This is a genomic window from Microbacterium cremeum, from assembly GCF_015277855.1.
Lineage (GTDB): Bacteria > Actinomycetota > Actinomycetes > Actinomycetales > Microbacteriaceae > Microbacterium > Microbacterium cremeum.
Window position 1 is genome coordinate 1573272 of sequence record NZ_CP063812.1, and the last position, 14020, is coordinate 1587291.

A 14020-nucleotide genomic window follows, 5' to 3' on the forward strand; every position below is an offset into this window, starting at 1 on the left:
CACCCGCCGAAGCGGATGGGCCCACCGTTCACCATGCGACGTCAGCGACGCGCGCCCTTGGCGGGGGCGACCTCGAACGCCTTCTCGATCTCCTGCGAGAACGTGTTGCCCGCGGCGTCGGTGGCCGTCACCCGAAGGTCGACCCAGCCGCCCTGGTCGGACACCGGGATCTGCGCCGAGAAGCCGCTGACCCACGCCCGCGAGGTGGCGAAGATGCCGTCACGTCCGTCGACCGGGCCGGCCGGGGCATCCGTCGCCGCCGTCTCGAGCCCGATCGGCTGCCAGTCGCCGCCCGCGGTGCGGGCCTCGAGGGTCGCCGAGGTGATGGCGCCCGCCGGAGCGGTGCCGTTCACGTGGCCGAGCTCCAGGCCGAACGCGATCGCCGAGCCCTTGCGGCGGCCCTCACCCACGATGTTCTGCGCATTGACGTCGACGTCGTAGTACGCCGTGATCATCGGGAAGAACGAGTAGGTCCAGTCGCCGTCGTAGCCCTCGGAGCGGAACGTCCACTCGCTGACCGTCCGGGTCGAGCCCTTCAGGTGCGAGCCGTCGTGCGTCGCCGTGTTCACGACGCGCCACTCCTGCTCCCCGTCGGGAAGATCGGGCACGGTGGCACCCTGATGTTCGGAGTGCTTGAAGAGCTCACCGTCGATGTAGACGTCGGTCAACTGCTGGACCGTCGCCGGCTCCATCCAGGTGTCGAACGTTCCGGTGCGGTCGGCGTTACCGCCGTCGGCCCAGCTCGGGATGTTCACCTGGCTGTAGCCCGACGCGCGGTACGACGACCAGTAGCCGATGCCCAGGTTGGGCCGGACGATGCCGCCGAAGTACTCCGCCGTGGTCTTCTCGCCCGCTTCGAACGTCCGCATCCGGTCGCGCATCTCCCACCGCACGGACTGCACCATGAGGCTCTGGTTCCACCGGGTGTCGCCGGCGTCCACCCACTCGGTGCGGACGGATCCGCGCTGCGCGCGCAGCGGCAAGCCGATGCTGTAGTCCGAGCCCGGCACGAAGTCCGCGCGCCACTCGCCCATGAGCTCCTGCTGACCGTGGTAGGTCGTGTCGACCCGCGCGAGATCCTCAGGCCGGTACGTGAGGTCGGAGGGGATCTCGCCCTGAACGTGGAACGCGACGTCGTAGGTCGTGTCGGGGAACTCGGTGCCCGCGACCGCGAGCTTCACCTTCTTCTTCGACGCGATCTGCTCGAGCAGCGCACGACCCTCGACACCGCTGACGGCGGCGACCGGCAGCGGTGCGTCCGTCTCCCAGTCGTCCGAGCCCGCCCACTCGCTCAGCTCGCCGTCGGCGTCGTTGACGACCAGCAGCAGACGAGCGCCGGCCGCTGCCGCGTTGGCGGCACGCGTTCCGGGCGACACCTCGGCGGAGCGGGTGACGACCGCGACCGCACCCTGGGCGTCGATCCCCGCGAACTCCTCCGCGCTGCCGGTTCCGGCGTCGACCGCGACCGCGGTGAACGCGTCGTTCAGCATCGCCGAACCGACCTGCTGGATGATGTCGAGCGGCTGCTTGCCGTTCGAGACGCTCAGCATCGGCTCCCACAGGCGCCAGCGCGTGGTGAAGTCGGCGACGTCGTCCATGGGCTGCGCCCACAGCTCGTCGACGTTGACCCGCATCATCGCGCTCGTCGCGAAGTTCCCGACCTTCAGGTCCATGCGCCGGAACACCTCTTCGACGCCGTCGTCGCCGACATCCACCGTCACCTGCTTCGCGGTGCGGGCGTCGAGCGCGACGGTCAGATCCTGCGACAGACCGACCGCCGGGTCGCCGACGACGACGTTCGCGATCGTGTCGGGGGTGCGGTTGAGCTCCATGTAGGCCAGCACCGCGTAGTCGCCCTTCAGGAGGCGCAGCGTGGTCTCGCCTTCGACGTAGAGCGGCTCGGCGAACTGGTGCTCCTCGTTCCAGAGCATCGCGTAGGTGCTGGTCGGGTTGCCGGCGAAGTCGGTCGCGGTGATCGTCAGGTCGTACCGCTCGGCCTCGGCGATCGTGCCGAGCGCGGTGCGCGTGACCGGTTCGCCGGCGACCGTGCCCACGAGCACTCCCGACAGCTGCGTGCCCGCGGGCACCTTTGCCGGGTCGACCGTGAGCGTCACAGAGCGCGTCTCGCCCGCGGGGATGGTCAGCTCGGTCGCGTCCATCGTCAGCGCGTCGTACGCGATCTCGCCGGCCGAAAGGGGACCCGGTTCGCCGCCGCCCGCGGAGGGCGTGGTGTCGTCGAGCGTGGCCGTGAGCGCCACCGTGATCTCGGCATCCGTCCGGTTCGCGTACTCGACGACGCGCTCGACCGGCACGGGCTCCTCGCCCCACGACAGCATGCCGAAGTCACCCGATCCTGCGGCGACGACCGGCGACTCCAGCGCAGCGTCGACGTCGATCGTGCCGGTGCCGCCCTGATACGGCGTGTAGGGGCCGCCCACCGCGGTGCTGGCGAGCGCCGCCTTGAGCTGAGCGGTCGTGAAGCCGGGGTTCGCGCCGAGCAGGATCGCCGCCGCGCCGGCGACATGCGGCGTCGCCATCGACGTGCCGCTCATGCCGATGTAGGCACCTTCGCCGCCGCTGTCGGCCGAGCGCGCCGCCGTGACGTCGTTGCCCGGGCCCATGACATCGGGCTTGAGCGCGCCCGATCGGGCGAGGGGTCCCTGGCTGGTGAAGTACGACAGCTCGCCCGACGGGTCGTCCACCGATCCCACGGTGAACGCCTGCTCGGCGGAGCCGGGGGCGCCGATCGACTCGGCGGAGCCGGCGTTGCCGGCCGCGACGACGAAGAGGGACCCGGTCTCTTCCGAGATCCGGTTGAGGGCCTCGGCCATCACGTCCTTGCCGTCCGACGGCTGCGGCGACCCGAGGCTCATCGACACGATGGGGGCGTTGTGTCCGGCCCACTCCATGGCCTCGATGATCCAGGAGTCTTGGCCCCAGCCGGAGGCGTCGAGCACCTTGCCGACCAGCAGCTGAGCGCCGTCGGCCACACCGCGATGGGTGCCCTCGCTCGCGACGCCGGTGCCGGCGATCGTCGAGGCGACGTGCGTGCCGTGACCGTTGGGGTCCCAGGCGACCTCTTCGTCGGGCACGAAGCTCTTCGAGCCGTCGAGCACGCGGCCCTGCAGGTCGGGGTGGGTGTCGTCGTAGCCGGTGTCGAGCACGGCGACCGTGACGCCGGCGCCGGTGTGGCCGTCGGCCCACGCCTCGGGGGCGTCGATGAAGTCGACGCTGGAGTCCAGCGTCGCGCGGACCTTGCCGTCGAGGTGGATGGCCTCGATCCCACCCGCCAGAACCGGGCTCGCCGAGAAGCTGCGCGCACCGGGTGCCGACGCGGTGAGCGCGTCCCACGCGGCGGCGGACTCGGCGTGGCCGAGAGTCGCGGCCGCCCCGTCGATGCTCGGCAGCGCCGCCGTCACCTCGAGGCCGGGGAGGGGAGCGGAGAAGGTCTGCACCGACGCCGACTGCTCGACGATGAGCGGCGTGGCGTCGACCGAGGCGTCGTCATAGCCGTACTCGATGAGCATCGACACGTTGAACAGATCCGGGTCCAGCGCGCCGGAAGCCAGGTACGGCAGGGCCTGCTCGGGCAGCACGTGCAGCTCATCGCCCACCTGGTAGGTGCGGGCGCCGGCACCCGGGACCGCGGTTTCGATCTCGACTGCATGCGTGCCGTCGCTCATGTCGGTGACCGTGACGCGGTCGCCGGTGATGAGGGTGACCGAGTGGGAGCTGCCGGCGACCGCCTCCGAGGGGGTGGGGGGCGCCTGGGGTGCGCTGGTCGCGGTCGCCGGCAGGGCGGAGACGCCGATCCCTGCGATCCCGATCGCGAGGCCGCTGGTGGCGGCGACGATCGGACGCAGACGCCGGCGGAAGGGCTGGGGTCCTGGCATGCGTGAGCCTCTCTGGGTGTGGGGGTCCGTCCACGAACCTCTCACGGGCTCTCGCCTAGAGTGGTGGCGGAGAAACGACATGGCCACCATCCGCCAGCGGTCGCGGGCGATCATGGTCGGCATGGGGAAGGCGACCGTGCTCGAGGCACTGGGACTGGACGAGGCGCACACCGCCGTCTACCGGTGCGTCCTCCAGCAGTCCTCTGCGTCGAGCGCGGACATCGCCGGCATGCTCAGCATGTCGCTGCCGCGCGTGCGGCCCATCGTGGCCGAGCTCGAGCGGCTCGGGCTGCTCGCCCGGCAGGCGTCGAGCAGCGATCGGTTCGTGGCATCCCCGCCGTCGATGGCGCTGCGTCCGCTGCTGCTCGAGCGCGAGCGCGGCCTCACGCGCGCGCACGAGGCACTGGTCGAGCTGAGCGACCTGTACCGCCGGTCGGCCGAGCAGCGCAGCGTCGCGGACGTCGTGGATGTCGTGATCGGCGACGAGTCGGTGCGTCAGCGGGTCGCGCAGCTTCAGGCCGCGTCGACCGAGCAGGTGCGGGTGCTCGTCCTCAACGAGATCGCGCTGGTCAGCGGCGAGGAGAACATCGAGGAGGACCGCGCGCTCGCCCGAGGCGTGCGCTACCGGGTGATCGTCGAGAACGCCGTGCTCGAAAGGCCCGGCTTCCTCACCGCCGCACGCGAGATGGCCCTGATCGGCGAAGAGATCCGGGTGCTGCCGACGCTCCCGACGCGCATGTTCATCGCCGACGACCAGATGGCGCTGGTGCCGATGCACTCGCAGGGGGAGGACGGCGGCTTCGGGGCGCTGCTGATCCATCCGAGCGGCCTGCTCGACCTCGTGATCTCGATCTTCGAGGAGTACTGGCGATCGGCCGCCGAGTTCCTGCCGATCGCCGCGACGGGGTCGACCGACGACGACATCGACCGAGACCTGCTGCGCCTGCTCCTGCTGGGAGTGACGGATGCCGCAGCGGCGAGCCAGCTCGGAGTCTCGCTGCGGACGATCCAGCGGCGGATCGCCGAGCTCATGCAGCGTGCCGAGGTCACCACGCGCATCCAGCTGGGCGCGGAGGCCGTGCGGCGCGCGTGGGTGTGAGCGGTCAGAGCCGCGGCACGAACCTCGGGACCCACCGCACGAAGGCGAGAGCCCCCAGCAGCCCGATCGCGCCGACGACCCCGGTCGCGACCGAGAGGGTGGTGGCGGCGGCGATGGCCGAGACGAGCAGCGGCGAGACGGCGCCGCCCGCATCGGTGAGGGTCCGCCACGATCCGAGGAAGGGCGCTGGGTCGTCCTTGGGGGCGACGTCGGCGCCGAGAGTGAGCAGGATGCCGCTGGACAGGCCGTTGCCGACCCCGAGCACCGCCGCGAACATCGCGAACCACATCGACGACTGCGCGGAGTCGTGGGTGAAGGCGAGCGCGATGAACCCGGCCCCCATCAGCAGCATCGCCGGGAGAGCTGCCCACAGCCTGCCGAAGCGGTCCATGACCTGGCCGCTCGCGTAGAACAGGGCGAAGTCGATCGCACCCGAGATGCCGACGACCAGCGCGATGGTCTGTGCGTCGAGGCCGATCGACACGCCCCACAGCGGCAGTACGACCTGTCGTGCCGAGCGGACGGCCGACAGGGATGCCGCGGCGAGGCCCAGCCGCGAGAGCACGCCTCGGAAGCGCCACATCGTGCGGAACACGCCTTCGCGGCGGTCGCGGCGGAGAGGGATCGAACCGGTGACGGGCTCGCCGGTGTCTTCTGCGACGGACTCGTCGCCGTTGCCTTCGGTGACGAACCGCCGCTCGGGGTCGGGACCGAGCAGCACCAGCAGGACCGTGGCCACGAGGCATCCCGCGAAGAACCAGATGGTGGCGTGCTCGTCCTGGAACAGGGCGAGCAGCCCCGCGGCCACGAACGGGCCCACGAACATGCCGAGCCGGAACGTGCCGCCCAGCAGCGACAGCGCGCGGGCCCGGAACGACAGCGGCACCCTCGTGGTCATGAACGAGTGACGGGCGAGTCCGAACGCGGCCGCGCAGAACCCGATGAGGAACACCGCGAGCGCGAAGAGGCCCAGCGACGGCGCGAGCGCCAGCCCCACGACGCCGGCGAGCGCGATCGCGCCCCCAATGGCCATCGTCAGCCGTTCGCCGATGCGCGCGACGGCCCAGCCGGCGGGGAGATTGCCGCACAGCTGACCGACCACCAGCGCCGAGGCGACGAGCGCCGCCGTGGCGACATCGGCGCCCAGATCTGCAGCGATCACCGGGATCAGCGGGATGACGGCGCCCTCACCCAGCGCGAACAGCACGGTCGGGCCGTAGACCATCGGCCCGAAGCGCCGCAGCACGTCTTTCGCAGTGGGGGATCCGCGGCCATCGGTCACGTCTATCCACGTTAGTCTGGACTGTCATGCTCGACTTCGATCCGTCCGCCGATATCCAGGCTCTGCGTTCCACGTTCGCCGACATCAAATCCGTGGTGGACGTCGAGGCGCTCACTGCCGACATCGCACGCCTCAGCGAGGAGGCCGGCGCCCCCGATCTGTGGGACGACGTGGAGAAGGCGCAGAAGGTCACCAGCGCTCTCAGCCATCGCCAGACCGAGCTGAAGCGCATCACCGAGATCGAGCGTCGCCTGGACGACCTCGACGTGCTGGTCGAGCTCGCGAACGAGATGGACGACGAGGACGCGGCGGAAGAGGCTCGCCACGAGCTCGCCGAACTCGAAGACATCATGAGCCAGCTCGAGGTCCAGACCCTCCTCGACGGCGAGTACGACGAGCGGTCCGCCGTCGTGACGATCCGCTCGGGTGCGGGCGGCGACGACGCCACCGACTTCGCCGAGATGCTCATGCGCATGTACCTGCGCTGGGCGGAGCGCCACAAGTACCCCGTCAAGGTCATGGACACCTCGTACGCGGAGGGCGCGGGCATCAAGTCGGCCACGTTCGAGGTCGACGCTCCCTACGCCTACGGCACGCTGTCGGTCGAGGCGGGCACGCACCGCCTCGCCCGGATCAGCCCGTTCGGCTCCGCCGACAAGCGCCAGACCTCGTTCGCGGCGGTCGAGGTCATCCCGGTGATGGAGGAGGCCGTCGAGGTCGACATCCCCGAGAACGACCTGCGGGTCGATGTCTTCCGCTCGTCCGGCCCCGGCGGGCAGTCGGTCAACACGACGGACTCCGCCGTGCGCCTTACGCACCTGCCGACCGGCATCGTCGTGTCGATGCAGAACGAGAAGTCGCAGATCCAGAACCGCGCTGCCGCGATGCGGGTGCTGCAGACACGCCTGCTCCTGCTCAAGCGCGAGGAAGAAGCCGCCAAGAAGAAGGAGCTCGCCGGCACCATCACGGCCAGCTGGGGCGACCAGATGCGGTCGTACTTCCTCTACGGTCAGCAGCTCGTGAAGGATCTGCGCACCGGCCACGAGGTCGGCAATCCCGCCACCGTGTTCGACGGTGACCTCGACGGCTTCATCGCCGCGGGCATCCGGTGGCGCAAGCGCAAGGACGACGACTGATCTCGATCCGCGTCGGCGGACCTCGTCGGGCGTCGCACTCGATCCGGCGGACGGATGCCGGTGCTCTCGCTTGCTGAACGGCGGGTGTCGCTGGACACGACGACGGAGCATCCGCATAGGCTCGTTAGGCCATGATCCGGTTCGAGAACGTCACGAAGCGCTTCCGCGGCACTTCGAAACCAGCCCTGAGCAACGTCGACTTCGAAGTGCTGCGCGGGGAGTTCGTCTTCCTGGTCGGCGCCTCGGGGTCGGGCAAGTCGTCGTGCCTGCGTCTGATCCTGCGCGAGGAGACGCCCAGTGAGGGCCGCGTCGTCGTCCTCGGCCGCGATCTGCGTACGCTGTCGAACCGCAAGGTGCCGTACTTCCGCCGGCACGTCGGCGCGGTGTTCCAGGACTTCCGCCTGCTGCCGACCAAGACCGTCTTCCAGAACGTGGCGTTCACGCTGCAGGTGATCGGCTCGTCCCGTGCCTTCATCCAGCAGGCCGTTCCCGAGGTGCTGGCGCTGGTCGGACTCGCCGGCAAGGAGAAGCGGTTCCCCCATGAGCTCTCCGGCGGTGAGCAGCAGCGCGTCGCGATCGCCCGCGCTCTGGCGAACCGCCCGCAGATCCTGCTCGCCGACGAGCCGACCGGAAACCTCGACCCGGCGACATCCGTCGACATCATGCAACTGCTGGCCCGCATCAACGCCGGCGGCACGACGGTCGTCATGGCCACGCATGAGGCCGGCTTCGTCGACCAGATGCAGCGGCGCGTGATCGAGCTGCGTCACGGCGAGATGGTGCGAGACGAGCGCCATGGCGGCTACGGCGACACGTCGGCGATCCCCAGCCTCGCGCCGGAGCCCGAGCGGGGGGCCGCGGCGGTGGCCGCGCTCACCGCCGTGCTCGAGCTGCACCGCGAGATCGTCGAGACAGGCTCCGTCGAGCCCGAGTCGGTGGACGCTGCGGTCGAGGCCGCGGCCAGCGCCGCTCCGCCCGAGGTCGTCGATTCAGTCATCCAGGAACAGATGTCGTCGGCGACGGATGCCGCACCCGCCGATGCGGGTCCCGCCCCGGCCGAGGCGCCACCGGCCGCACCGTCGCCCGAGCTGCCGCAGGAGCCGGCGGGGGAGAAGCCCACGCAGACCGAGGCCGCCCCGGCCCCATCCCAGACGAGCCCGATCCCCGTCGTGGATGCGCTCGAACTCGATGTGGCCGAGCTGGGCCTGGCCGACCGGCTCGGCCTCGGCGAAACCGATCCGGACGATGAAGTGGGGCCGACGTCATGAGGTTCGGACTCATCCTGTCGGAGGCGTTCACGGGCCTGCGTCGCAACATCTCGATGGTCGTGTCGGTCGTGCTCGTGACGTTCGTGTCGCTGACGTTCGTCGGCGCGGCGATGCTCATGCAGATGCAGATCGGCACCATGCGCGACTTCTGGGTCGAGCGGGCGCAGGTCGCGGTCTTCATGTGCACCTCGATCTCGACCGCCGCGACCTGCGCCAACGGCGAGGCGTCGCCGGAGCAGGTCGAGGAGGTGCGCGCCAAGCTCGGCGGCGAGGCGCTGGGACCCCACATCCGCGAGGTCGTGTTCCTCGACCACGAGGCGGCCTATCGCGAACTGCTCCAGCTGGCAGGGGAGGAGAACGCCAGCGTCATCACCCCCGATCAGCTGAACGAGACGTTCCGCATCACTCTCGTCGATCCCTCGCAGTCCGAAGTGATCATCGAGGCCTTCCGGGGTGCGGCAGGAGTCGAGGCCGTCGAAGACCAGATGCAATACCTCGAGCCGCTGTTCTCGGCGCTCACGATAGCCACCTACATCGCGGTCGGCATCGCGGTGCTCATGCTCATCGCGGCAGTGCTGCTGATCGCGACGACGATCCGGCTCTCGGCGTTCGCGCGACGGCGGGAACTGGGCATCATGCGCCTGGTGGGGGCATCCAATCGCTTCATCCAGACTCCGTTCATCCTCGAGGGCGTCTTCGCGGCGCTTTTGGGCTCGATCCTTGCCAGCGGGGCCGTGCTCGCGGGCGTCTTCTTCGGCGTCGACCGGTATCTGCGCAATCGCGTCGAGTTCGTGACGACGTGGGTCGACCTCGGCGACGCCTGGCTCGTCGTGCCGGTGCTGATCCTCGTCGGGGTGCTGCTGGCGGCGCTGTCGGCCGGTTTCGCCATCCGTCGCTGGCTGCGGGCGTGACGCCTCGGCGTGACGCCGATCGCGGGGTAGACTGACAGGCTGCCGTGCGCCCGCGCGGTGTGCTTCGACAAGCTTTCAGGACCCGGAACGGAGTGGCCATGCCCAGGGAACGCGGTGAGAAGGTCGTCGCGACCAATCGTCGCGCGCGCCACGAGTACGCCATCGAGAAGACGTACGAGGCGGGTCTCGTGCTCACCGGCACCGAGGTCAAGTCGCTGCGAGAAGGCCGCGCCAACCTCAGCGACGGCTACGCGTACATCGACGGCGGCGAGGCGTTCCTCGACGCGGTGCACATCCCCGAGTACTCGCAGGGGCACTGGACGAACCACTCCGCCAAGCGCACGCGCAAGCTGCTGTTGCACAAGGACGAGATCATCAAGCTCTCGCACGCTGTCTCGGCGGGCGGTTACACGCTCGTGCCGTTGAAGCTGTACTTCTCGGACGGCCGCGCGAAGGTCGAGATCGCCGTCGCGAAGGGCAAGCGCGAGTTCGAGAAGCGTCAGACGATCCGCGAACGCGAAGACAAGCGCGAGGCGGAGCGCGCGATGCGCAGCCGCAACCGCCTGGGCGAGTAGCCCCGTCAGAGAGCCCGCAGCGGCACTGCGCGGGCCGTGACGACGGCGACGGATGCCGCGCGCGGCGTCAGCGGGCCATGAAGCGGGCCTCGACCCCGGCCGAGACCACGATGTCTTCCGGCTGCAGCTGAACCGCCGGTGCCGAGCCGGCGGAATCGGCCGCGAACGCGGCGCGCGCCATCAGCGGCCGCGGACCCGCCTCGGGGTGGTCCCGGCGTGAGAGCAGGCCGACGTCGGCGATCTCGAGCGGTGTCACCTTCTCGAGCCCGAGCGCCGCCGCGTAGGCATCGGCGCGCGTGACCGCGACGCGCACGGCCTCGGTCGCGACCTCTCTCTCGACCCTGGTGCGCGTCTCGGGTGTGAGCTGCCAGTCGATCCACCCGAATTGCACGCCCTCGCGTTCGGCCACTTCGCCCGCCCACCACGACAGCACGGCGAAGTCGGTGAACGTGGCGCTCACGTCGACGCTTGCGTAGTGCACGAGGGCGAGGCGCTTGCCCTCCTGGTTCCACGGCCGCTCCGACCAGACCGCGACCCGCTGGCTCGACCACTCGGCGAGGGTCCCCGCGGTCTTGCGCGAGGTGAGATCGTCCCGCACCGGCTCGGCGAGCGCCGCCATGCGCTCGACCACGGCGCCGCGCTCGGGGCCCTCAGCGCGGATCGTGAGGTGCGCGACAGCGCGCTCCGGGGCGAGGCGGGTCTCGTGCTCCCCGCGGACGGTGATGACGACGTCGCTCATGACGCCGACTCTACGTGACGGGTTCGTGCGGTGCCTTGATGAAGGCGAGTTCGTCGCGGTAGAGCGCCCAGCGGACGTCGTCGCCCGTGAACAGGTACGCCTGTCCGTAGCCGTCATCGTCCAGCCACTGCGCCATACCGGGGTCGTCGGTGTCGCCCGGCATGGCGAGGTAGACCCCCTCACGCGCCTCAATGCGCTCATACCCGAGGCTGACGAGGTGCTCCTGCGTCGCCGCGGCGATGGCCGGGTCGAGCGGAGCCCATGCAAGTGTGATCACGTTGTCGGTGGCGAGATCGGGATCTGCGCCCCACGTGCAGGTCAGACTGCCGTTCGGGGCACCTTCGGGGAACTGGTCGAACATGGAGCCCATACCCACATCACTGCGCCACGACACCCACTCGCGCTCGGCCATCAGCGTCTGGAACGCATCGGTGGCCGTGTTGTCGCAGGTCGCCTCAACGTTGGCTGCCGAGGTCGGCGTCGGACTCGGGGTGGCCTTCGCCGGCTTGCTCGGTGACGGCGTCGGCGCCGACTCCTGCTCGGAGGCGGTACATCCAGTCGCAGCGAGGAGGATGAGCGCGCCGGCAGCGAGCGCAGCGGTGTGTCTGCGGGGCAAGGGGACTCCTAGGGGGCGATCGAAGTCCGATCAATCTACGGCAGGAGGGGGGCGATCGCGGGACGGGAAGGCGCTCTCGCCGCAACGACCTGATAACAGCTCGCGAGGCGTGATCATTGCAGCGAGAGCGCACGCGTCAACCTCGCCGGGAATGGCGTGGGCGACGCATCCGTTGTATTCTGATGTGCTCGGATGCTTCGGCGCGACGTTCCTGAAGATCTGAGTGTTGACAACTCCACAGTGTGACAGCGGCCCTTCGACAGAAGGAAACCCTCGAATGAGGACACGGGGATGATCGGTTTCGACATCGCCTGCGAATCTGCGTGAAGCGGGCCGAGGATGCAGGGTTATCTCGTAAACGCTCCTTGCAAACCAATAACTGCCGAAAAGAAGCAGTCCGCGTTCGCCCTCGCTGCCTGAGCAGCGAGCCCGACGCCGTCAATCCGTGACTGATCCCGTCACGGGTATTGGCGTCATTTAGGGATCTTGCTGCGTGACGACGCCTGAGCGTCACGCGGGACTCTTATCAGGCTGGGCTCGTCGACTTAGGTGCCTGTGACAAAGGTCGGAGCCGAGTAGAACGCCTACACAGACTGCGCCCGGAGAAACCGCAGTTACTCAGCGATGGACGGGGGTTCGATTCCCCCCATCTCCACAAACCGCTGTCACAGAAGAAGGCCCGAGAGCCGCGCAATCACGCGGATCTCGGGCCCTTTTCGTTGGTGTGGAGCATGGGCGCGCCGTCTCGCAGCTCGTCGGCCCTCGGTCGTTGAGCGAGCGGAGCGAGACGAAACGCAGCTCGCCGGCCCTCGGTCGTTGAGCGAGCGGAGCGAGACGAAACGCAGCTCGCCGGCTCTCGGTCGTTGAGCGGGCGGAGCGAGACGAAACGCAGCTCGCCGGCTCTCGGTCGTTGAGCGAGCGGAGCGAGACGAAACGCAGCTTCATGCGGACAAGGTCGTCCTCGAACAGGTCCGCGTACGTGTCGAGGGTCATCGCGGCGGACTTGTGGCCGAGCATCCGCTGCACCGCCTTGACGTTCGCGCCCGACGAGATCGCGAGGCTCGCGGCGGTGTGGCGAAGGTCGTGTGGTGTGAGTCGTTCGATACCCGACCGCTCGAGCGCGGCGTTGAACCATGACGTCGCGCCGACGCTGGTCTTCGCGCGTCGCAGGTGATTGCCGTCAGGGGCGGTGAACACGAGGTCATCCGGCTCCTTGCCGAGGCAGAGCTCACGGAGCGGCGTCTCCAGGAACGCTGGGAACGGGACGATCCGTCACTCCCAGTTCTTCGGCGCTCCGACGACGATGCGTCCTTCGACCTCGACGGCCGCGCGATTGACCTGGATCCGGTGGCGTTCGAAGTTGATGTCACGCACGTGCATGCCGATCGCTTAGCTCCATCGCAGGCCGAGTACGCGAGCACCAGGATCAACCTCCGGAAGGTCGGCGTCGACGCCGCTTCGGCGAGACGCACGACCTCGTCGTGCGTCAGATACCGTCGCGGCTTCTCGGACGCGGTAGCCGCGGCCCGCCGCTGCCTGATACGCCGCGATGCTTCCCATGCTGTCCCCGCAGTCAGAGTAGCTCAAGGCACGGATACGACTTGCTGGGATCGCGATGCGTCCGGGCTCACTCCGCTAGCGCGTTGGCGGATCCCCATTCGGGCGTCAAGTTGCCGAGAAGTGTGAGCGCGCCGGACCCTGACCGATGGTCGTCCCGAACGCCGCGCCGAGGTACATCCAGCCAACTGGAGATCAAGAGGCGGGCACCCACACGCGATGGGTGCCGACGGGCGCGAAACCCGCGGCGAGCGCCCGCGCGAGGTCGTTGTCGCGCTCGTATCCCACGACTGCGCGCCCCGGATGCAATCGGCCGACCGTGGCGAGCAATCCGAGCCAATCCGGGTCGGTGCCGGGGCGCTCCCAGACGTTGGAGAGTCCCACGACGTCCCCGTTCTCGGGCTGATGCGTCACGGCGCCGCCGATGAGATGCCCGCCCGCCGTCCGCGCGAGGACTCGGAAGCGGGGATGCACGAGCACCGTGTCGGGCAGGACCCCGACATAGTCGTGCAGGTCGTTCCACCGCCGCAGGTCGCGTGGACCGGCGAGTTCACTCCACCCGTCGGCAAAGCCCGGTTCCGGGGCTGCGCAGTGGATCCACCGTGCCTCGAACAGCTTCTCGAACCCGCGCCCGGCGAGGTCGAGATCGGCGAAGCAGTCCGCGATGCCGCCGCCCGGGAGTCCGCCTCGCTGGCGGGCTCTGATCGCCTCGGCCGCGGCGTCCGCGTCGACGGCAGGCCGGACTGTGAGCACGGTCGAGTGAAACGGCGGCACCCGGCCATCGGCGACCCAGAGTCCGTCGGTCACGGTGACGGGCACGCCGTGCATCGCCATCACATCGTCGTACCAACTCCGGCTCGCCGCGACGGCGGTGGCGAGCCGGGAATGAGGAGGCGTCATCCGCTAGCAGATCACGCACGCCTTCGCTCGGTGTCGATCGCGAC

Annotated in this window: 11 protein-coding genes and 1 other RNA gene; 6 read left to right on the top strand and 6 right to left on the bottom strand. The window is 69.5% G+C overall.

The genetic code is table 11. The annotated features are described in order from the left end of the window. Positions 1–41 precede the first annotated feature (41 nt). The gene (locus IM778_RS06990) at positions 42–3893 is read right to left on the bottom strand and encodes a S8 family serine peptidase (protein WP_194411306.1); all 3852 of its coding nucleotides are present in this window, start codon (positions 3891–3893) and stop codon (positions 42–44) included. A gap of 79 nt (positions 3894–3972) precedes the next feature. On the opposite strand from IM778_RS06990, the gene IM778_RS06995 reads away from it, so the two are divergent. Beyond that, positions 3973–4992, top strand: coding sequence for a transcriptional regulator TrmB (locus IM778_RS06995; RefSeq protein WP_228484796.1), 1020 nt, complete (start codon positions 3973–3975; stop codon positions 4990–4992). Between the two features lie 4 nt (positions 4993–4996). Here the strand turns inward: IM778_RS06995 and IM778_RS07000 are convergent, their stop codons facing one another. After that, positions 4997–6217, bottom strand: a complete 1221-nt coding sequence (locus IM778_RS07000) for an MFS transporter (RefSeq protein WP_194411767.1) — start codon at positions 6215–6217, stop codon at positions 4997–4999. An 83-nt stretch (positions 6218–6300) separates the two neighbouring features. On the opposite strand from IM778_RS07000, the gene prfB reads away from it, so the two are divergent. From prfB to smpB, 4 genes are all read left to right on the top strand, one after another. Then, positions 6301–7410 (top strand): peptide chain release factor 2, encoded by a 1110-nt coding sequence (prfB, locus tag IM778_RS07005; protein WP_194411307.1) that lies wholly within the window; start codon positions 6301–6303, stop codon positions 7408–7410. A gap of 131 nt (positions 7411–7541) precedes the next feature. Next, a complete protein-coding gene (ftsE, locus tag IM778_RS07010; RefSeq protein WP_194411308.1) occupies positions 7542–8678 on the top strand; it encodes a cell division ATP-binding protein FtsE in 1137 nt (378 codons plus the stop codon). Next, positions 8675–9589 carry a permease-like cell division protein FtsX gene (ftsX, locus tag IM778_RS07015; protein ID WP_194411309.1) on the top strand — a complete coding sequence of 305 codons (915 nt, stop codon included), beginning with the start codon at positions 8675–8677 and terminating at the stop codon, positions 9587–9589. The genes ftsE and ftsX overlap by 4 nt, the downstream gene beginning before the upstream one ends. Before the next feature lie 98 nt (positions 9590–9687). After that, entirely contained in the window at positions 9688–10164 is a 477-nt protein-coding gene (gene smpB, locus IM778_RS07020) for an SsrA-binding protein SmpB (protein ID WP_194411310.1), read from the top strand. 67 nt (positions 10165–10231) lie between these two features. Here the strand turns inward: smpB and IM778_RS07025 are convergent, their stop codons facing one another. Beyond that, positions 10232–10903: an SIMPL domain-containing protein gene (locus tag IM778_RS07025; RefSeq protein ID WP_194411311.1), complete on the bottom strand. Its 672-nt coding sequence runs from the start codon at positions 10901–10903 to the stop codon at positions 10232–10234. 10 nt (positions 10904–10913) lie between these two features. Continuing rightward, on the bottom strand, positions 10914–11519 hold the full coding sequence (locus IM778_RS07030) for a hypothetical protein (protein ID WP_194411312.1): 606 nt from the start codon (positions 11517–11519) through the stop codon (positions 10914–10916). Positions 11520–11806: 287 nt separating this feature from the next. Here IM778_RS07030 and ssrA point away from each other — a divergent pair. Then, positions 11807–12177: a transfer-messenger RNA gene (gene ssrA, locus IM778_RS07035) on the top strand. Here ssrA and IM778_RS07040 read toward each other — a convergent pair. Together IM778_RS07040 and IM778_RS07045 are read right to left on the bottom strand one after the other, a co-directional pair. Continuing rightward, positions 12138–12716 carry a site-specific integrase gene (locus tag IM778_RS07040; protein ID WP_237684672.1) on the bottom strand — a complete coding sequence of 193 codons (579 nt, stop codon included), beginning with the start codon at positions 12714–12716 and terminating at the stop codon, positions 12138–12140. The two genes, ssrA and IM778_RS07040, sit on opposite strands and share 40 nt — an antisense overlap. Positions 12717–13271: 555 nt before the next feature. Further along, a complete protein-coding gene (locus tag IM778_RS07045) occupies positions 13272–13976 on the bottom strand; it encodes a hypothetical protein (protein WP_194411313.1) in 705 nt (234 codons plus the stop codon). Between the last annotated feature and the right edge of the window lie 44 nt (positions 13977–14020).

Bases quoted from the DNA above. Each gene is read 5' to 3' on its own strand.
- IM778_RS06990 (WP_194411306.1), bottom strand. From the start codon at position 3,893: ATGCCAGGACCCCAGCCCTTCCGCCGGCGTCTGCGTCCGATCGTCGCC.
- IM778_RS06995 (WP_228484796.1), top strand. From the start codon at position 3,973: ATGGCCACCATCCGCCAGCGGTCGCGGGCGATCATGGTCGGCATGGGG.
- IM778_RS07000 (WP_194411767.1), bottom strand. From the start codon at position 6,217: ATGGTCTACGGCCCGACCGTGCTGTTCGCGCTGGGTGAGGGCGCCGTC.
- prfB (WP_194411307.1), top strand. From the start codon at position 6,301: ATGCTCGACTTCGATCCGTCCGCCGATATCCAGGCTCTGCGTTCCACG.
- ftsE (WP_194411308.1), top strand. From the start codon at position 7,542: ATGATCCGGTTCGAGAACGTCACGAAGCGCTTCCGCGGCACTTCGAAA.
- ftsX (WP_194411309.1), top strand. From the start codon at position 8,675: ATGAGGTTCGGACTCATCCTGTCGGAGGCGTTCACGGGCCTGCGTCGC.
- smpB (WP_194411310.1), top strand. From the start codon at position 9,688: ATGCCCAGGGAACGCGGTGAGAAGGTCGTCGCGACCAATCGTCGCGCG.
- IM778_RS07025 (WP_194411311.1), bottom strand. From the start codon at position 10,903: ATGAGCGACGTCGTCATCACCGTCCGCGGGGAGCACGAGACCCGCCTC.
- IM778_RS07045 (WP_194411313.1), bottom strand. From the start codon at position 13,976: ATGACGCCTCCTCATTCCCGGCTCGCCACCGCCGTCGCGGCGAGCCGG.